17 protein-coding genes are annotated in these 18,934 nt (G+C 41.4%); 7 read left to right on the top strand and 10 right to left on the bottom strand.

The genetic code is table 11. The features are described 5' to 3' along the window. Positions 1-166: 166 nt before the first annotated feature. Positions 167-1,627, bottom strand: a complete 1,461-nt coding sequence (locus K6969_RS02450; protein ID WP_321537457.1) for an NCS2 family permease — start codon at positions 1,625-1,627, stop codon at positions 167-169. A 345-nt stretch (positions 1,628-1,972) separates the two neighbouring features. Between K6969_RS02450 and K6969_RS02445 the strand changes: the two genes are divergently transcribed. The 6 genes from K6969_RS02445 to serS all read left to right on the top strand — a co-directional run bounded on the left by K6969_RS02445 (position 1,973) and on the right by serS (position 7,715). Further along, complete coding sequence (locus tag K6969_RS02445; RefSeq protein ID WP_321537456.1) at positions 1,973-2,785, top strand: Cof-type HAD-IIB family hydrolase; 813 nt, start codon at positions 1,973-1,975, stop codon at positions 2,783-2,785. 221 nt (positions 2,786-3,006) lie between these two features. Continuing rightward, a complete protein-coding gene (locus K6969_RS02440) occupies positions 3,007-3,999 on the top strand; it encodes a PTS sugar transporter subunit IIB (RefSeq protein ID WP_321537455.1) in 993 nt (330 codons plus the stop codon). Positions 4,000-4,048: 49 nt separating this feature from the next. Further along, entirely contained in the window at positions 4,049-4,855 is an 807-nt protein-coding gene (locus K6969_RS02435; RefSeq protein WP_029174461.1) for a PTS mannose/fructose/sorbose transporter subunit IIC, read from the top strand. 21 nt (positions 4,856-4,876) lie between these two features. Then, a complete protein-coding gene (locus K6969_RS02430) occupies positions 4,877-5,788 on the top strand; it encodes a PTS system mannose/fructose/sorbose family transporter subunit IID (protein ID WP_024375652.1) in 912 nt (303 codons plus the stop codon). A 63-nt stretch (positions 5,789-5,851) separates the two neighbouring features. Further along, positions 5,852-6,226, top strand: coding sequence for a DUF956 family protein (locus tag K6969_RS02425; protein ID WP_024375653.1), 375 nt, complete (start codon positions 5,852-5,854; stop codon positions 6,224-6,226). Positions 6,227-6,440: 214 nt separating this feature from the next. Continuing rightward, on the top strand, positions 6,441-7,715 hold the full coding sequence (gene serS / locus K6969_RS02420; RefSeq protein ID WP_321537454.1) for a serine--tRNA ligase: 1,275 nt from the start codon (positions 6,441-6,443) through the stop codon (positions 7,713-7,715). A 49-nt stretch (positions 7,716-7,764) separates the two neighbouring features. On the opposite strand, the gene K6969_RS02415 is transcribed toward serS, so the two are convergent. From K6969_RS02415 to K6969_RS02390, 6 genes are all read right to left on the bottom strand, one after another. Further along, entirely contained in the window at positions 7,765-9,354 is a 1,590-nt protein-coding gene (locus tag K6969_RS02415) for a type I restriction-modification system subunit M (protein ID WP_105112388.1), read from the bottom strand. Between the two features lie 44 nt (positions 9,355-9,398). Next, positions 9,399-9,875, bottom strand: a complete 477-nt coding sequence (locus K6969_RS02410) for a restriction endonuclease subunit S (RefSeq protein ID WP_237658536.1) — start codon at positions 9,873-9,875, stop codon at positions 9,399-9,401. Positions 9,876-9,985: 110 nt separating this feature from the next. Continuing rightward, on the bottom strand, positions 9,986-10,654 hold the full coding sequence (locus K6969_RS02405) for a Fic family protein (protein ID WP_029174464.1): 669 nt from the start codon (positions 10,652-10,654) through the stop codon (positions 9,986-9,988). Positions 10,655-10,666: 12 nt separating this feature from the next. After that, complete coding sequence (locus K6969_RS02400; RefSeq protein WP_321537453.1) at positions 10,667-11,869, bottom strand: restriction endonuclease subunit S; 1,203 nt, start codon at positions 11,867-11,869, stop codon at positions 10,667-10,669. A 107-nt stretch (positions 11,870-11,976) separates the two neighbouring features. Next, positions 11,977-15,183 (bottom strand): type I restriction endonuclease subunit R, encoded by a 3,207-nt coding sequence (locus K6969_RS02395; RefSeq protein WP_321537452.1) that lies wholly within the window; start codon positions 15,181-15,183, stop codon positions 11,977-11,979. Continuing rightward, complete coding sequence (locus tag K6969_RS02390; RefSeq protein WP_105154677.1) at positions 15,176-15,751, bottom strand: restriction endonuclease subunit S; 576 nt, start codon at positions 15,749-15,751, stop codon at positions 15,176-15,178. Before K6969_RS02390 ends, K6969_RS02395 begins: the two co-directional genes overlap by 8 nt. Positions 15,752-15,872: 121 nt before the next feature. Between K6969_RS02390 and K6969_RS02385 the strand changes: the two genes are divergently transcribed. Continuing rightward, entirely contained in the window at positions 15,873-16,799 is a 927-nt protein-coding gene (locus K6969_RS02385; RefSeq protein ID WP_002942550.1) for a site-specific integrase, read from the top strand. 79 nt (positions 16,800-16,878) lie between these two features. On the opposite strand, the gene K6969_RS02380 is transcribed toward K6969_RS02385, so the two are convergent. From K6969_RS02380 to K6969_RS02370, 3 genes are all read right to left on the bottom strand, one after another. Further along, positions 16,879-17,544: a CPBP family intramembrane glutamic endopeptidase gene (locus K6969_RS02380; protein WP_171942737.1), complete on the bottom strand. Its 666-nt coding sequence runs from the start codon at positions 17,542-17,544 to the stop codon at positions 16,879-16,881. Between the two features lie 233 nt (positions 17,545-17,777). Then, a complete protein-coding gene (locus K6969_RS02375) occupies positions 17,778-18,443 on the bottom strand; it encodes a CPBP family intramembrane glutamic endopeptidase (protein ID WP_029174469.1) in 666 nt (221 codons plus the stop codon). 10 nt (positions 18,444-18,453) lie between these two features. After that, the gene (locus K6969_RS02370; protein ID WP_171942738.1) at positions 18,454-18,915 is read right to left on the bottom strand and encodes a GNAT family N-acetyltransferase; all 462 of its coding nucleotides are present in this window, start codon (positions 18,913-18,915) and stop codon (positions 18,454-18,456) included. Positions 18,916-18,934: the final 19 nt, after the last annotated feature.

The raw sequence follows: 18,934 nt of genomic DNA, 5'->3' as shown, positions 1-18,934 counted from the left end.
TCTAGTACAGCCTGCACCTCAGTTCCTTGTCTGAAAGCTAATTCATTCGACTATACAATATTCAATACAGCATTCTGCTGAATAAATCACATTGGTTTCCATATATTTTGATGTTAAATAAAAAACCGACCTTCAAATGAAGAGCAGTTCAAGGATAATAAACAGATTACAAGATGGCTAGAATGATGAAATTCAGAATAAATAGAGCTGTAGCACCCCAAAGGATTGGATGAATTTCTTTAGCCTTACCAGTTGAAACTTTTACTAGGCAATAGAAGATAAATGCTGCTGCAATACCGTAAGAGATAGAGAAGCAAAGCGCCATGAAGAAGGCTGCAAAGAAGGCTGGAAGAGCGTCTTCAAACTGGCTCCAATCAACATCAAGGAATGATGAAACCATCATGACACCGACGATAATCAAGGCTGGAGCTGTTGCAGCATTTGGCACAATTCCAATGAATGGTAAAATCAAAATTGATAGTAAGAAGAGAATGGCAGTTGTAACAGCTGTCAGACCAGTACGACCACCTGCAGAGATCCCTGCAGCCGATTCAACATATGTCGTTGTATTTGAAGTACCAAATAGTGCACCGATAGAGGTACCAATCGCATCTGCAAAGAGCGCCTTGTCCATCTTAGAGTTAAAGCCTGTACCATTTTCGAGAGCTTTTTCATCTTCTTCTGAGAAAATACCAGTCTTACGACCTGTACCGATAAAGGTACCAAGTGTATCAAAGGTATCTGACAAGCTGAATGCAAAGATAGTCATCAAAACAAGTGGTAGACGGCTTGAGTCAGCAAAAAGTGAAGACAAGCCACCAAAGGCAGCTAAGAAAGTTGTACCAAGCTCCGCAAAGGCTGTACCGATATTGTTATTTGCAAAATTGATTGTAGACAGATCCACAATACCTGCTGGAATTCCAGCTAAAGTCGTTGCAATAATACCAATCAAAATTGCACCACGCACGTTCTTAATAACCAGAACAGCTGTCAAAAAAAGACCGAACACTGTCAAGAGAACACTTGGATCAGTAAAGGTTGAAATACCAGGTACGACACCACCACCAGCAAAAACTGAGAAGACCCCATTTGCGAAAGTATCTGCTGTAGCATCTGCAGGAGCAACTCCGTTAACAGTAATAATATCTGAACCAGATGTCAAGAAGGTGATTAAATTAGAGTTTTTAAAACCAAGATAGGCAACGAAAACCCCGATACCTCCACCGATGGCATGTTGCAAGCTAATCGGAATCGCCTTAATAATGCTCTTACGAACCTTGGTAACGGTGATTAAAACATTAAACAAACCGCAGAGGAAAACCATAGCCAAGGCTTCCTGCCAAGTAAAACCAAGACCAATGACAACTGTATAGGTAAAGAAGGCATTCAACCCCATACCTGGTGCCAAGGCGTAAGGTACGTTAGCAAACAAGCCCATAACAAGCGTTGATACAGCACTCGCAATAATAGTCGCTAAAAAGACTGCTTGAGTTGGCATACCTGCCACACTCAATACGCTCGGGTTAACGAACAAAATATAGGACATGGCAAAGAAAGTTGTAAGTCCTGCCATAATTTCCGTAGAAACCGTCGTTCCGTGTTCTTTCAATTTAAAAAATTGATCCATTTTTTCATTTCTCCTTTTAATTTACGAACGATAAAAACATTATAATCAAAAAACATTCTAATTTCAAGTTTTTTAATCTCAAAAACGTTATTTTATTGATTTTTGACTCGAAATATTCGTAATTACCGAACATTGCAGACTTACAAAAAATCTATACAAAATTTATCGCTTCTTTGCTTTTATTATCTCCTTTTGTTATACTGGAAATTATTAGTTCAAGATGTGGCTACCTACGAGTAGTATTCTTTGAAACATAAAATAATTTCTCAGCAATCTAGCTACTACCTAAACATTATTCACTATTAAAAGCTAGTATAACGAATCTAGAAAGGAATGCTATTAAATATGAAGAAAAAAATTATAGCTATCGATTTGGACGGCACATTGCTCAATAATGATAGCCAATTATCTGATTATACCATCTCAACTATAAAGAAGGTCCGCCAAGCAGGACACACCGTTCTTATCGCCACAGGTCGCCCCTATCGAATGGCTGAAAAATTTTACCAACAGCTAGAACTGGATACTCCCATGATTAATTTCAACGGTTCTTTAGTCCACATCCCTGGAAAGAAATGGCAATGGGAAAAAAATATTCTCATTGATAAAAAATATTTACTGGATTTTTTAAAAGAAGAAGAGCGATTTGAGGCAGACTTTATCGCAGGAGAATACAAAAATAAATTCTTTATTACGCAAAAGAATTTAGATAAAATCGACCCTTCCCTTATGGGAGTGGAGCAAATTACACCAGAAACCCTCATTAAACCAGAGCTAATTACCAGCGACCCCCACTCCATCCTTATGCAGACTCGTGCAACTGATAAGTATGAACTTGCAAAAGAAATGAATGCCTATTTCAAGGATGAGTTAGAAATCAATACGTGGGGCGGACCATTAAATATCCTCGAAACTTGTGCAAAAGGTGTCAATAAGGCAACTGCTCTGAGCTATGTTCTTAACCTCTACCAAGCCACTCCTAGCGACTTAATTGCCTTCGGCGATGAGCACAACGATGTTGAGATGCTAGACCTAGCAGGCACAGCCTATGCCATGAAAAATTGTAGCGACACACTTCGTCCACATGCCGACAGATTGACAGCATTTGCTAATTTTGAAGATGGTGTCGCACGTGAACTAGAAAACCTATTTTTATAGACATCAAAAAACCTGATAAACTGTCAGGTTTTTATCATATTCATTGCATATTTTTATCACTTTTCTGAAACATAATTATGAAAAGTTTTGGAAACATTTTGCACTTTTAACATCATTTCTCTTGACAAATGCACTGAAAACGTTTTATAATGTTATAGTTCGAACATGAAAGCCCATTCAATGGTTTTTACATGAACAAGAAAAATTTAGGAGGATCAATAATGAGTATTGGAATCATTATTGCAAGTCATGGCGAATTTGCTGCTGGTATTCATCAGTCAGGTTCAATGATCTTTGGCGAACAGGATAAAGTACAGGTTGTTACTTTCATGCCAAGTGAAGGACCAGATGATTTATATGCTAAGCTCAATGCTGCCGTGGACGCATTCGATGCCGATGATGAAATCTTGGTTTTGGCTGACCTTTGGAGTGGTTCTCCATTCAACCAAGCAAGCCGTGTAGCTGGTGAAAATCCAGATCGTAAGTTTGCTATCATCACCGGTCTAAACTTGCCAATGCTTATCCAAGCTTACACAGAGCGTATGATTAACGCTGCTGCTGGCGTGGAGGAAGTTGCGGCAAACATTATTAAGGAAGCCAAGGATGGTGTGAAGGTTCTTCCAGAAGAACTACAACCAACTGAAGCCGCTCCTGTAGCAGATGTAGCAACAACTGCTACACAAGGTGCAATCCCTCCAGGAACTGTTATCGGTGATGGTAAGTTGAAAATCAACTTGGCTCGTATCGATACTCGTCTCTTGCATGGTCAGGTCGCTACTGCTTGGACTCCTGCTTCTAAAGCTGACCGTATCATCGTCGCTTCAGATACAGTGGCACAAGATGACCTTCGTAAACAATTGCTCAAGCAAGCGGCTCCAGGAAACGTTAAAGCAAACGTCGTTCCTATCAAGAAACTGATTGAGGTTTCTAAAGATCCTCGCTTCGGTAACACACACGCTTTGATTCTCTTTGAAACACCTCAAGAAGCTCTTGAAGCAATCGAAGGTGGTGTAGAAATCAAGGAATTGAACGTTGGTTCGATGGCTCACTCAACAGGTAAAACAATGGTGAACACTGTTCTTTCTATGGATAAGGACGATGTTGCAACCTTTGAACGCTTGCGTGAACTCGGTGTCAAATTCGATGTTCGTAAAGTTCCAAACGATTCACCAAAAGATTTGTTTGACTTGATTAACAAGGCAGATGTTAAATAATAACTGATTAACACTGTGTGATTATCAGAAATATGAAAGGATTATAACTATGTCAGATATTTCAATTATTTCTGCAATTTTGGTCGTTGTCGTGGCCTTTCTTGCAGGTATGGAAGGTGTCCTTGACCAATTCCAATTCCATCAACCAATCGTTGCATGTACTCTCATCGGTCTCGTTACCGGTAACCTTACAGCAGGTGTTATGCTTGGAGGAACTCTCCAACTTGTTGCCCTTGGCTGGTCAAACATCGGTGCTGCGATTGCACCAGACGCTGCCCTTGCTTCTGTTGCTGCCGCTATCATCTTGATCAAGGGTGGTGACTTCTCAGCAACTGCTATCTCAGTTGCTCAAGGTCTTGCTATCCCTCTTGCTGTTGCAGGTCTTTTCCTTACAATGCTTGTGCGTACTGCATCTGTTGCCCTTGTACACGGTGCTGATGCTGCTGCAGAACGTGGTGATTTCGGTGCACTTGAGCGCTACCACTTGATTGCCCTTTCACTTCAAGGTCTTCGTATTGCTGTTCCTGCTGCCCTTCTTCTTGCTATCCCAACTGAGGCTGTTCAAGATGCTCTTGAATCTATGCCAGCTTGGTTGTCAGGTGGTATGAACGTCGGTGGTGGTATGGTTGTTGCCGTAGGTTTCGCTATGGTTATCAACATGATGGCTACTCGCGAAGTATGGCCATTTTTCGCTATCGGTTTCGCTCTTGCTGCTGTTAGCCAGTTGACACTTATCGCACTTGGTGCTATCGGTGTATCTCTTGCCTTCATCTACCTTAACCTTTCTAAAAAAGGTGGAAACGGTGGCGGAGCTGGTTCTAACGACCCAATCGGCGACATCCTAGAAGACTACTAAGAAGAAAGGAAGAACACAATCATGACAGAAAAAATTCAACTTTCAGTAAAAGATCGTAAAGCGATTTGCTGGCGTTCAACCTTCCTTCAAGCATCATGGAACTTTGAGCGTATGCAAAACTTGGGTTGGGCTTACACAATGGTTCCAGCCATCAAAAAACTTTACACTAAGAAAGAAGATCAAATTGCGGCTCTTAAACGCCACATGGAATTCTTTAACACCCACCCATACGTTGCTGCACCTATCGTCGGTGTAACACTTGCCCTTGAAGAAGAGCGTGCAAACGGTGCTGACATCGATGATGCTGCTATCCAAGGTGTGAAAATCGGTATGATGGGACCTCTCGCTGGTATCGGCGACCCAGTATTCTGGTTTACAGTACGTCCTATCCTCGGTGCCCTAGGTGCTTCACTTGCTGTGTCAGGTAACATCCTTGGCCCAATCCTCTTCTTCGGTCTTTGGAACGCTATCCGTATGGGCTTCCTATGGTACACTCAAGAGTTTGGTTACAAATCAGGTAAAGAAATCACTAAAGATATGTCAGGTGGTATCCTCCAAGACATCACTAAAGGGGCTTCTATCCTCGGTATGTTCATCCTTGCTGTACTTGCTCAACGTTGGGTATCTATCGGCTTCAACTTCACGGTTTCTGAAGTTCCACTCTCAGAAGGTGCTTACATCGAGTGGGATAAATTGCCAGAAGGCTACGAAGGTATCCAAAAAGCCTTTGAATTGGTTGGTCAAGGTTTGTCACAAACTCCAACTAAAGTTACTACTTTCCAACAAAACTTGAACGGTCTTATCCCAGGCTTCATGCACTTGCTTCTTACCTTCCTATGCATGTGGTTGTTGAAGAAAAAAGTTTCTCCAATCACTATCATCGTTGGTTTGTTTGCATTCGGTATCGTAGCTCGCCTATTTGGAATTATGTAATCCATTAAGAAACCCCGCTCATGCGGGGTTTTATGGTATAATAAAACAAGAAATGAGGTAACTATGGCACAATCATTAAATAAACACGTCGAACTATCCACAACAGGCGTTTCCTATCTCAGTCTTGCAGGTGGAACGGTTGGTAAGTTCCTGCTAGGAGATCAAGCTCTGGAATTTTATGCTGATAACAACGTTGAAAATTATGTTCAAATCCCTTGGACATCTATCATTCAGATTGGTGCCAATGTTTCCAATAGAAAAATCAGTCGCCACTTCGAAGTCTATACTGATAGCGGCAAATTCCTTTTTGCTTCTAAAGATTCTGGTAAAATTCTAAAAATTGCTCGTGAACATATTGGCAATGAGAAAGTTGTCAAACTGCCAACTCTCCTGCAAATTCTAGGACAGAAAATCTCAAATCTATTTGCAAAAAAATAAAAAATCAAGTATAATAAAACAAACGGATAAGTAATATCAGGCGTTTTTCAGAAAGTCTGCGGTCGCTGTGAGCAGATAAACAAGGGATATGAAATTCTACCGTTGGCTAAAAATGACATACTTAAAGTGCACAGAATGTGAAGCTGGATGGAACCGCGGTAACTATCGCTCCAGCATCTCTCATTCTGTGTTTTTTATTCTAAAGGAGACATCTATGCTAGATATCAAACGTATTCGTACAGATTTTGACGGAGTGGCTGCCAAATTAGCTACTCGTGGTGTGGCTGCCGAAACCTTGGCAGACATCAAGGAATTGGATGCAAAACGCCGTGAAATCTTGGTCACTGTAGAAGAATTAAAAGCAGAGCGCAACACAGTTTCAGCAGAGATTGCCCAAGCAAAACGCAACAAGGAAAATGCTGATGACAAGATTGCTGCCATGCAGAAATTGTCTGCGGATGTAAAAAACTTGGATGCTGAACTCTTGGAAATTGATGAAAAACTCAATGCCACCCTTGCAGTTCTTCCAAATACGCCACATGATTCTGTTCCTGTCGGTGCAGATGAAGAAGAGAACGTGGAAGTTCGTCGTTGGGGTACTCCACGCGAATTCACTTTCGAACCAAAAGCTCACTGGGATTTGGGTGAAGACCTTAACATTCTGGACTGGGAACGTGGTGCAAAAGTAACTGGTGCTCGCTTCCTCTTCTACAAGAACTTGGGTGCCCGCTTGGAGCGCGCCCTCTACAACTTCATGTTGGACGAGCATATCGCAGAAGGCTACCAAGAAATCATCACACCTTATATGGTCAACCACGACTCTATGTTCGGTACTGGTCAATATCCTAAGTTCAAGGAAGATACTTTTGAGTTGGCTGATACCAACTTCGTCCTCATCCCAACTGCGGAAGTGCCGTTGACCAACTACTACCGCAACGAGATTCTGGAAGAAAAAGACCTGCCAATCTACTTCACAGCCATGAGCCCATCTTTCCGTTCTGAAGCTGGTTCTGCTGGTCGTGACACCCGTGGTCTTATCCGCCTTCACCAATTCCACAAGGTTGAAATGGTCAAATTTGCCACACCAGAACAATCTTATGATGAATTGGAAAAAATGACCGCAAATGCAGAAAATATCCTTCAAAAATTAAGCTTGCCATACCGCGTGTTAGCCCTCTGCACAGGCGATATGGGCTTCTCAGCCGCTAAGACCTACGACTTGGAAGTCTGGATTCCAGCCCAAAATGCCTACCGTGAAATCTCCAGCTGTTCCAACACAGAAGATTTCCAAGCCCGCCGTTCCCAAATCCGTTACCGCGATGCTGCTGACGGCAAGGTCAAATTGCTCCACACCCTCAACGGATCTGGCCTGGCAGTTGGCCGTACGGTTGCGGCAATCCTTGAAAACTATCAAAATGAAGACGGTTCTGTCACCATTCCAGAAGTTCTCCGTCCATACATGGGTGGGGTTGATGTGATTAAGCCTTAAGATATACAAAGAAAGAGCGAGGAAAATTCTACTCGCTCTTTTCATTTATCTAAAAATCTACTCCCAAAGTCTTTAATTGTTGACGAATCTTATCTTCTAGAGCCCGAATCTCTAGTCTATCTTGTTCTAGTTGCTGCGTTACTTGCCCGAGATCGATCTCTTCCTCTTCCTCAAAAGTATCGACATAACGAGGAATATTTAGATTGTAGTCGTTTTCTACAATTTCTTCTATTGATGCCAAATGAGCATATTTGTCAACAGACTGACGATTGTGATAGGTCTCTACAATTTTTTCTACCATGTCATCGGAAAGGTGATTCTGGTTCTTCCCTTTTTCAAACTCCTTGCTCGCATCGATAAAGAAGACATCCTTGGTCTGACGATTTTTTTTGAAGACCAGAATAGTGGTTGGAATGCCTGTGCCATAAAACAGGTTAGCTGGCAAGCCAATAACTGCATCCAGGTAATTTTTCTCAATAATCAGTTTGCGAATATGACCTTCTGCTGCTCCCCTAAAGAGCACTCCGTGTGGTAAAACAATGGCCATGGTCCCTGTATTATTCAGATGATAAAGACTGTGTAAGATAAAGGCAAAGTCCGCTTTAGAAGCTGGTGCTAACTTACCGTATTCCATAAACCGTGGATCCTTCAATTTGGACTCACGATTGTCCCATTTAGCAGAGTAGGGTGGGTTTGCAACAACCGCATCAAAACTACGTGGCTGATCGATTCCAAGTTCATCCACCCCGTCCGGCCAGTCACTTTCTAAGGTATCAGCATTATTCAAAATCATATTGCTGTAGCCGACCTGATGCATCATCAGGTTCATCCGCGCCAAGTTATAAGTAGTTGTGTTCATTTCTTGGCCATAGAATTTGATATGCTGACCCTGAGGCAATTCATTACGCACTGTTAGTAGTAAGGACCCTGAACCCATGGTTGGATCGTAAACAGAGAAGCTAGTATCTGATTTTTCCAAACCTAAAGTAACAATCTTGGCTAAAATCTTACTCACTTGATGCGGGGTATAAAATTCTCCACCTTTTTTACCTGCCGAAGCGGCAAACTGTCCAATAAGATACTCATAGATTTCCCCCAGAATATCCTTTCCTTCATCATTTTTATACTCAATGCTGTCAATCAGCTTCACAATACTGTTCAAGGATTTTGCACGCGCAACCGTTGAATTGCCCAAACGAGAGTCACCTAGATTGATGTCATTAAAGACGCCTCTGAAATCTTCCATAGCATCCTGATTGAGTTCTACATTGGCGTTAAAATGATCGAAAATCGTCTGGTAGTCACTCGCTACAATCTCACTGTTATCAATTTTGGCTACCAGTCTTGCCCAGGTATCTTCTGGTGCAATCGCGTATCCAAGGTGAGAAGCTGTATTTTCCAAATACTCCACCAAGTCATTCCCAACTGCTTCTCGTGCATAGGCATCCTGAACAGTTTCTCCTGGAGCAGGACTGATAATTTCATCTTCCACCAAGAAACGCTCTTGATGCTCAGATAGGTAGCGATAAAACATGAAGGCTAGGATATAGTTCTTATATTCCGAAGCATCCATGTTTCCTCGCAATTCATTGGCCATGGACCAAATCTGATTGGTAATGGCTTGAATAGTTTTTGACATGTTTTTGTAATCCTTTCATGTTGTTTCATTTTTTACTCGAAATCTCATTTTCGCTGATGAAGAGTAATAAGCTGATCTAGGTCGGAGAAGAAACTGCCGATGACTTCTTGTTCGGGGAGGGTGGGGAGGGGAATTTCGCTCCTGAGCAAATCAAAAGATTTAACTGCCATTCTCTCGTAAACTGTCCCTTCTTGATAACGTAATGCTCGTTGTATGAAATTGGTAGAAGTCACAATCAACTCAACAAAGAGTGGATGAGCTTCTGACAACACTCCATAGGTAACATATATCGGTGAAAATACAGCAGCTCCATATTTGTTTCTCGCAATAGCTCCAAATTTCAAATTTGCCGGATTATATACAATATCATCCAATTGGGTAAATTTATACTTCTTATTCTCATCCCTAACTAAAAATTCTCGATTATAGCGTTCCGTTTTTGGGGTAACCCCATTCTCTACTGTAAATGATACTAGGGGCACATCAGCACTTGGAGACCTACTTTCATTCCTTTCTTTCAAAACTTCCCCCAACTTACGCTGTTTCCAAGTAGTTGTGAAAGTAGGGCTTTCATTGTATTTTCAGGCCAAAATAATAGTTCCGATTGAAAATCGCTTTCTGAAAACTCGACTTAAAACTGGTTTTTTCGTTCTTGTTCAAACTCCAAGGAGCGTTTGAGTAATTGGGATAATCCAGTCACATCTTGTTCCGCTAACAACTCCATATAAAGAGCTCGATCTTCCTTACTAATCAGTACGGGCGCTCCCAACTTGAGCATACTTTGGAACATCAAAATCAGCCGTCCTGTCCGGCCGTTCCCATCACTAAATGGGTGAATACGCTCGAACTGAATATGCACATCTGCCAACACCTCTAACAGCTCAGCTATTTCCAAAGGCAACCCCAAGCGATAGTTGGCATTGTCCACCCACTGTTGCATAAGAAAAGGCGTTTCCTCTGGCGATGCAGTCTTGAAGGTCGCACCAATAATAGCGTTTTGTACCGACTTAAACTGCCCCCGATCATGCTGGAGGCGGTCCATCAACAAGGCATGAATATCCTTAACCAGTCCCAAACTCAGCTCTTCCCCATTATCTAAGGCAAATAGCAGAGATTGGAAGGCTTGTTTGTGATTTTCAATCTCGTAAAATTCACGGATACTCTTGTGCTTGCCAGGTAGCGTGCTTTCCAAAATAATCGAAACCGTCTCAGGCAGAGAAATGGTATTCCCCTCAATCCCGCTGGAATGATAGGCCATTCGTACCAGAAGGTCATCTAAATAATCCTGCGAATATGTCATACTGACCTCTTTCTATATAAACATCTGCTGTAACAAGGCTTTTTTCAACAGTTTCAGATGATCCAACTGACGCTGATGAAGAGTAATAAGCTGATCTAGGTCGGAGAAGAAGCTGCCGATGGCTTCTTGTTCGGGGAGGGTGGGGAGGGGAATAGGTAGACCTTTGAAAACTGAATCTTTAATGGCAAATCTATCTGAGCGAGCTCCACTATCCCCATTCAGCTCCATATATCTATGCCAAATTGTTGTGTCAAAATACTTCTCTACAAAATCCAAATGTATATCTGAAAATCTAAATATAGTATAAAGAGGCGACATAACCCCCACTCTTCCCAATTTATTCCGCTTTATTGGACCAACTGGAGCTAAATTTGAAATCCTTGGATTATATACAAAATCATCAGGACTCACAATATAGTATCCACTTATATTGTCCAAACTAGAGATATTTTTTTCAAAGAAATCCCTCTGAGAAATGATACCGAATTCAGCAGAATTTGTAAAAGTTTCTACATACTGTCTATCTAGATTTTTTTGACTAATTTTTTCCGCAACTTCCCCCAACTTACGCTGTTTCCAAGCGTCCGTAAATTCTGGGAATCTTAGCTCAGGAAAATCGTTTCCATTCCCTTTCGGAAACATTTTCTGTAACAAAGCCTTCTTCAATTCTTTAACATCATCTAATTTTCGCTGATGAAGAGTAATAAGCTGATCTAGGTCGGAGAAGAAGTTGCCGATGGCTTCTTGTTCGGGGAGGGAGGGGAGAGGAATCAATGAACTTTTAATATCACCAGAATTTATTGATTCAAAAGTGGAACCAGTACTCAACTTCATCCAATAACCAAACTGCTTCATTCTTATTAAAGTCTGATAGATAAAATCATTTCCCTTAATACCTGCAACTCCACGCCCAAGAACAACCTTATATCTAGTTTTGGCAACATCTCCAACAGGGGCTCTGACCGATACAATGATGTCTCCTTTTTCTGCAATCTTTGTAATTTGCGTTGTCCAAACTCTTGGTTCAACATTCCCATTTTTTAAATCGGCATTTCCTTGAACTAAAATATTGTCCAAAGGATTATTAGTATAGTTTTTTGAATCTGGAGATTGTCCCATCACTACCACCGCCACCTCCCCCAACTTACGCTGTTTCCAAGCGTCCGTGAATCCGGGGAAGCGCAATCGTGGTACGGTTGATTTTTCTTTTGTCATAGTCCCTCCTTTTCTACTTTCTTTTTGTTTTATTTTTGAAAGTTATTTTTGCAATTTTTCGGACGATTTCCATTCTATTATACGCTATCATCCAACAAAATCGCAACCTATTGACCAACCAAGTCGTCGGCCAAATCATATAGTGCTTGTCTCAACTGATTGCGGTACTGAATCTTACTCAAGCCTTTAACAGCATCATCTTCTGCCCAGGTCTGGTAATCGCGACTAGCTTCTTTTATCAAGGTACGTAAGTGTCCGGTATCATCCAAGTCATTCTGACCATATCGATGTCTCGCCAACAACTCTCGTAGTTCTTGGTTGCGGATATGTTCCGTCAAGCCCCATTGGATTCGGAAAGCAAAGAGCTTCTTGTCAATATAAACATGCGAGGCTTCTTGGATAATCTTCTGACTATCAATCCCCTTGACTGGATAAGCAAAGTTCATATCTTGTGTCGGAAAATCACCTCGATAGATTGCATCCCCTGTTTGACGGATCTGGTCAGCATAGTTGAGGTCTTCCAAACCGCTTGCAAATCTATCCAATTCATCCCTGGTAGCTGCGGCTTCTACCATCTTCTCTTCGTGAACCTGATTCAGCAAGAGCTCAACCAGTTCGGTCAATTTATCGTAGTCAATTGTCACTTCCTTGATGTGAGTCATCTTGAGTTCAATTTGGTGAATGCTAACTTTTTGTTCTTTCGCCAAGGTTCGTTTCAATTCGTTGGCTAAGACTGTCGTCAAAAGTTTTTCTTCCTCTACAGACATTCCCAAACTTTCAATAAAGCGGTCCGGCTGATTGTAATCAAATCCTTCAATCACCCCATCAACCTCCTCTGGCTGATACTGTTTGAGCTTAGACAATCCTTGATTGTAAGCACGGAGCAATTCTAACATAGCCTCACGCTTTTTCTCAGACTTCGGAATATCATTGAAATCACCCGTCAACTCTCTCAATTGGTCGACCGTTTGTTTGACTTCAGCAAATACATCCTTGAAAGGCTTAGCCACCAATCCATTTTTTTCATTGTTATTTTTTTGTTCCGCATCTGATAAATCGGCAGCACTATCATCTGCATAGATGGCCAAGGCCTGATTCATCAATTTCTCATTATGGGCTGGCCAGCGGTAATTGACCACCCGTCCAAAAGGTTTTTTATCCATATCCTCCACACGATTGGTACGAGAATAGGCCTGGATAAGACTGGCTCCTTTAAGGGTTCGGTCAACATAAAGAGTATTGAGCTCAGGAGCATTGAAACCTGTCAACAACTGATCCACGACAATCACCAAATCTAAGTAGTTCTTGTCCTTGGCTGTTCTATTAAGGCGACTAACCAGGTCCTCTGTATAAGAGGCAACATCTGACAAGCCAAAGGATGTCCCAAATTCTGTGTTATAGATCGTAATAGCTTCAAGCAAACCAGTATTTGACTCGACCATACTATCATTATTTTGAGTATTCAAGGCAAAGGTCACTCCCACCTTCAAGACCAGACCTCCTTGCTCTCGATGCAGTTGATTGATTCGTTGAAACTCTCGGAAATACATCATCGCCATGGGTGTGGAGGCCCTGCCTCCACCTACGTGGGTGGTGAATAAGGCATTGTAACGGCCACTGCCAGAGCGATTTGCCCAGTGTTTGAAGACATCTTCGACTACCAATCGAACATGCTCTGGATTTTCATCATAGACGCTAGAAGTCACCGCATCATCCATATCATCTGGACTTAGATAGGCAATCTTTTCTTCAATCTGTGCACTTGTCCACTTCGGGTATTTTTGCCGATAAAAATCTGGCAAGTAAGTTGTTTTTAGTTTTTCCTGATCGATGGTTGTCTCAAAATCCACCTTAAACCCTAGTACATTGCGGTCACTAATGGCATTTTTAATAGTGTAGGCATGAAGAAGAGGGCCAAAAATATCTTGCGTCCGCAGACTAGCACCTGTATCATCTAAGTTGGGAGTTCCTGTATAACCAATCCAAGCCGCTTTCTTAAAGGCCTTTTGAATCCCTGCAAAACTATCTCCACCAGTTGAGCGATGAGCTTCGTCAACGATAAACACGATATGCTTATCTGGTGATTTGAAGGATTTTCTCTTCACCAGTGTATCCAATTTTTGCACAGAAGTAACGATAATCTCACTATCCTTACTAGTCAACTGCCGTGCCAAGGCTGTGGTATTTTGAGTTTCTCGAATACTGCCAAAACTATTCTCCCCAGCTTCTGGATCATAAGCCAGATAATCATCCTTAGTCTGATTGGTCAAAGCGATACGATCCACTATAAAGACAACCTTGTCTACCTTGGGCATTCGACTTGCCAGCCAAGCTGTTTTAAAACTAGTAATCGTCTTCCCTGAGCCTGTCGTATGCCAGATGTAGCCAACCTTGTTACAGCCTAGTTCAAAATCGACTTTTTTTATCCCCTCAATGACCGCCTGAGTGGCGTAAACTTGATAGGGACGCATGACTTTCAGCATTTGTTTCTGCGGTGTCCCGTCTAAGATCATGTAGTTGGTCGCCATCTGATGGGCCATAGGAATGCTGAGCATGGAATCCGCAAATTCTTTCCAATTCCGAACCTTACTACCGTCAGATTTACGCTGCCAGTGGAAAGCAAAGTCCTTATTAAATTTTTCCGCAGTGGTATTGGCCATATAGCGAACATTGTTGGGGGCGATAGCGACTAGAATCTGCAAGGTAGAAAAAATATCCGTATATTGCCGTTCCTGGATATATTGGTGCATTTGGTTCAATGCCTTGTCCACATCTACCGTATCCTTTTTCTCTTCAATCTGAATAATAGGTAAGCCATTAATCAACAAGGTTGTATCGAATATACATTCTCGTCGTCCAGGGATTTTAGGAGCCCTACGAATTTGGTTCACCACTTGGTAGACAGTATCCCCACCACCTATCTTACGTTGGTCAAATACTGTCAGAAATGTATGCCGTCCATCATCAAGCGTAATTTCCAATTCGGAAACACCGCTAATCCCATATAAAAACTGGCCAGCCTCATAAGGTGTCTTCAGATCTGAAATAATCTGCTTGACCTGAGCAAACTCGGTATCGCTCAAGGGTTTGTCCAATCGATGTTGGTTGTGTTGCCAGAGAATATTACGAAAATTTTCCCATAATTGCTCCGTTGTCTTGATACCCGGCTCGTAAGTCCACAGTTTAGATTTGACTGCATACAGGGTCGAAGAATCACTAACAGACCATTCTAAACCTTCTAGGTGCTCCGGCTGTGTAATAGTCCCTGTCGTAATATATTGAATCAATTCTGTTTCAAATGCTAATTCATTCATGTGCGCAAACCTCCTTTAACAAATATGTTAGTCGTAAAAAATCTCCTTGCGCATAAGCTTGCCGCTTCTGCCGTAAGGCTAATCCATCTAAATAAATCTTTCCTAATTTCTGCTGACTATCTAAAGGAGGCAAGGCGCCTAGCTGTAAACTTTTCAGTTGCTTGACTGTATATTTCATTACCTCACTCCCCTGTAAGCTTTGGTAAAACTGCCGTCTAATAGCCGAGGATTCATTAATCAGATACAGTAAGAAGGCCTTATCCAGCTTTGCAATGGGCTCAATTTTGATATAGTTCTGTGTATAGAGTAAGCCTGCGTGCTCCGCTCTCACTAAAACAGCCTTCCCCGATAGTAAACTAAAGAGTAAGTCGCCCTCCTCGAGCAAGGTCACTTCTCTATCTGTCGTCACGGTCCGACTATCTATCACTTCTTCTATCACCTCATAACCATCCAATTGATGATGTTGCTGATTATAGAGGATATAGTCTCTAGCATCTTCCCAGCTGGTAGTATCCAAGCGAACCTGTAAACTACCTCCCGTAAAGAGAGCCAATTCTTCTAGTTTCATAACTTTCCTTTCTTTGAAATTTTTCATAATTACATTTTTTTCGCTAAAATAAGTATAGCATCTCCTCGGAAATCTGTCAATAAATTATGTAATTTTTAAAAATTAAAAAGGAGGTTCTGCTATGAACTTATCAAAAGAAAAACTGCTTTTCCATCACTATTATGCAAATTGGCTTCGGATTTACAAGGAAGGAGCCATTCGAGAAGTCACTCTCAAGAAATATAGAATGACATTGCAGTGGCTTATCAGGCTTGCTCCTAGTCTGTTGTTGGAAGATTTGAATCGGGTTCGTTACCAAGAATTGATTAACAGCTATGCTAAAACACATGAACGACAGACAACCATGGATTTTCATCACCAGTTGAAAGGAGCTATTTTAGATGCTGTAGATGAAGGAATTATTGAACGAGATCCGACACGTAAGGTGATTATCAAAGGAAGACTTCCTCGAAAGAAAAAGACAAAATACCTCAACCAATTTGAACTTCATCAGTTGATACAAGAATTACGTCTCGGAGAGGAGCTGAATTGGGATTGGCTCATCTTATTGATTGCTAAAACAGGTATTCGATTCTCCGAAGCCCTTGCTCTCACTACTCAAGATTTTGATTTTCACCGACAGCTATTGACCATTGATAAAACATGGAATTATAAAGGAGACGGCGGATTTTTACCTACAAAAAATAAATCTTCAATTCGAAAAATCCAACTCGACTGGCAAACCAGCACCCAATTCGCCAACTTATTGCAGCACGCCCAACCTGATGACCTACTTTTCGTGAAGAAAGAGCGGATTTACAACTCTACCATCAATGCCATTCTTGAAAAGCGTTGCCTAAGTGCAAATCTTCCTGTCATCACCATTCACGCCCTGCGACACACCCATGCATCTATTTTATTATTTGCCGGGGTTTCTATCGCAAGTGTTGCTAGACGACTTGGTCATGCAAGCATAACAACGACCCAGAAAACCTATCTTCATATCATTCGTGAGTTGGAAAACCAAGATGTTGATTTAATTATGCGGTCACTGTCAGGACTTTGTTGACATTCCTATCTCTACCGTGACAAGGCTTGTACTGACAATAGCAAAAGACGACTCCAAACGGAATCGTCTTTTTTCTTACTTATTGAAAATAGTAAAATGCCACTACCGACCAGGCATTATTGATAAAATGAACTGCAATAGGGTAAATCAGATAATCTGTCTTATAGTACAAGTAAGCCAAGATAAATCCTGGGCTAGCATAAATAATCCATGAACCCAAATCTGTTGGTCCATGCAGGAAAGCAAAAATCAAACCAGATACTACAATTCCTAGAATCTTGTACTTTTCAAATAGCTTTTTGAATAGATAGCCTCTGACAATGATCTCCTCTGAAATCGCTGCCTGACAGGCAATTCTAACAAAGGCTAACCAAAATGGAATGTTTTCTAATAACTTTGTCAATTCAAGCTCATTGCTGGTTTCTTCAATCCCCTGAAGTTCCATAATGTAATAGCCAAGGTGTTTAAACAGCTGAGCTACCGCGAATGTTAAGACAACTAAACCAAGACCTTTCCAAGTTAAAAAACTTCTATCCCAAATCTTGATACCATTCTTCTCAGCTCTCCAGTACATAAAGACAATAATCACGAAGGATACTAAGGCTGCTCCCCACTGGGCTAATTGAGAAGTAGATACCTCTAAAATAGCATCTGGAAGAACAGCAATTAATAACAAACCAAACGCTCTCAGTAATACCCAAAGTTTTCGACCAAGCCATTTCATCCCTTGACAAAATGTTTTCATATCAATCCCCTATTCTGATACATAATCAAAGGATTATGTAATTAGCTTTTGTAATATACTTATAATACAACGATACAGGATATTTGTCAATAGAAACCAATAAAAAATACTAAGTATTCCTAGTATTTTCTAAAGCGTTGATTAATTATCCAATAGGAAAATCTGATAGTTCCTAACAAGGTTAGTTAAGAGGGCATTCTTCCAGCTTTCAAGAGCTATATTTTATTGCAGTTTTATAAATAGTAGAAAGCCACCACCGCCCAAGCATTATTTATGAAATGAACTGCTATTGGGTAAATCAGATAATCTGTCTTATAGTACAAGTAAGCCAAGATAAAACCTGGACTAGCATAAATAATCCAAGAGCCCAAATCTGTTGGTCCATGCAGAAAAGCAAATACCAAACCAGACACCACAATTCCCAAAATCTTGTGCTTTTCAAAAAACTTTTTGAATAGATAGCCTCTGACAATGATCTCCTCTGAAATCGCTGCCTGACAGGCAATTCTAACAAAGGCTAACCCAAAGGGAATCATTCGCAACAGCTTGTCAATACCAATCTGATTAGCCGTATCTTCAATCCCTTGAAGGTCCATGATAGTATGCCCTAAGACAGTAGAAAGGCTGGTAAATAGTACGGTCAGTGCAACCAATCCAAGTCCCTTCCAGGTCAGGAATTTTCTATCCCAAATGGCAAGCCCTTTCCTTTCTGCCAACCAACACATAAAGACCATTATTCCAATAGAAGATAGGCCGGCAGTCCATTGAGCGACTGGCGAGGTGGATTTTTGCAATATGAAAGTTGGAATGAGTTCAAGAAGCAACAATAGAAAGGCCTGCAGTAAAATCCAGATTTTCCTACAAATCCATTCCAATCGTTGACTGAATGTTTCTAGCATTTCTAACCTCCTATCCTATCCACTTCTCCATATAGACCATATCTATACCCTCCTGCTCAGGCTCTGTATTTATAGACTTGTAGCCGAGTTTTTCGTAGAAAGCAACTAATCTAGGCTCCTGCAAGATCGTACAGAGCACCCAACGCTTAACCGTTGGATAAAGTTGTTCTAACTCTAACATAGCCTTATGACCATGGCCTTTTCCCCTGTGGTCTGGATCAATGCCAATCAAGCCTAGCCAGCCCTGGTCAGCATCTTCAGCGACCGTTGTTCGTACTAGTCCGACTGTGTGCCCTTCCTCGACAATCTTGTAGTAGCTGCAATTTGGTCGTGCAAAGCGTGACTGGAAATAGTCCATGGTTTCAATGACAGGGTTGTACTGGTCCTGGTAGGTTTCATACAAAGCTGCAAATGCTCGGTGCTGAATAGGTAGCAATTCTTCTGCGTTTGATAAATCTGCTTTTACTAACATGGAAAACCTCCTGGAAACT

Source organism: Streptococcus suis (genome assembly GCF_019856455.1).
GTDB lineage: Bacteria > Bacillota > Bacilli > Lactobacillales > Streptococcaceae > Streptococcus > Streptococcus suis_AE.
Note: the sequence above shows the minus strand (reverse complement) of the source record. Positions and strands in the feature narration are given on the sequence as shown.

Bases quoted from the DNA above. Each gene is read 5' to 3' on its own strand.
- K6969_RS02415 (WP_105112388.1), bottom strand. From the start codon at position 9,354: ATGTCAAAAACTATTCAAGCCATTACCAATCAGATTTGGTCCATGGCC.
- K6969_RS02445 (WP_321537456.1), top strand. From the start codon at position 1,973: ATGAAGAAAAAAATTATAGCTATCGATTTGGACGGCACATTGCTCAAT.
- K6969_RS02430 (WP_024375652.1), top strand. From the start codon at position 4,877: ATGACAGAAAAAATTCAACTTTCAGTAAAAGATCGTAAAGCGATTTGC.
- K6969_RS02370 (WP_171942738.1), bottom strand. From the start codon at position 18,915: ATGTTAGTAAAAGCAGATTTATCAAACGCAGAAGAATTGCTACCTATT.
- K6969_RS02400 (WP_321537453.1), bottom strand. From the start codon at position 11,869: ATGACAAAAGAAAAATCAACCGTACCACGATTGCGCTTCCCCGGATTC.
- K6969_RS02395 (WP_321537452.1), bottom strand. From the start codon at position 15,183: ATGAATGAATTAGCATTTGAAACAGAATTGATTCAATATATTACGACA.
- K6969_RS02435 (WP_029174461.1), top strand. From the start codon at position 4,049: ATGTCAGATATTTCAATTATTTCTGCAATTTTGGTCGTTGTCGTGGCC.
- K6969_RS02440 (WP_321537455.1), top strand. From the start codon at position 3,007: ATGAGTATTGGAATCATTATTGCAAGTCATGGCGAATTTGCTGCTGGT.
- serS (WP_321537454.1), top strand. From the start codon at position 6,441: ATGCTAGATATCAAACGTATTCGTACAGATTTTGACGGAGTGGCTGCC.
- K6969_RS02380 (WP_171942737.1), bottom strand. From the start codon at position 17,544: ATGAAAACATTTTGTCAAGGGATGAAATGGCTTGGTCGAAAACTTTGG.
- K6969_RS02405 (WP_029174464.1), bottom strand. From the start codon at position 10,654: ATGACATATTCGCAGGATTATTTAGATGACCTTCTGGTACGAATGGCC.
- K6969_RS02375 (WP_029174469.1), bottom strand. From the start codon at position 18,443: ATGCTAGAAACATTCAGTCAACGATTGGAATGGATTTGTAGGAAAATC.
- K6969_RS02385 (WP_002942550.1), top strand. From the start codon at position 15,873: ATGAACTTATCAAAAGAAAAACTGCTTTTCCATCACTATTATGCAAAT.
- K6969_RS02450 (WP_321537457.1), bottom strand. From the start codon at position 1,627: ATGGATCAATTTTTTAAATTGAAAGAACACGGAACGACGGTTTCTACG.
- K6969_RS02390 (WP_105154677.1), bottom strand. From the start codon at position 15,751: ATGAAACTAGAAGAATTGGCTCTCTTTACGGGAGGTAGTTTACAGGTT.
- K6969_RS02425 (WP_024375653.1), top strand. From the start codon at position 5,852: ATGGCACAATCATTAAATAAACACGTCGAACTATCCACAACAGGCGTT.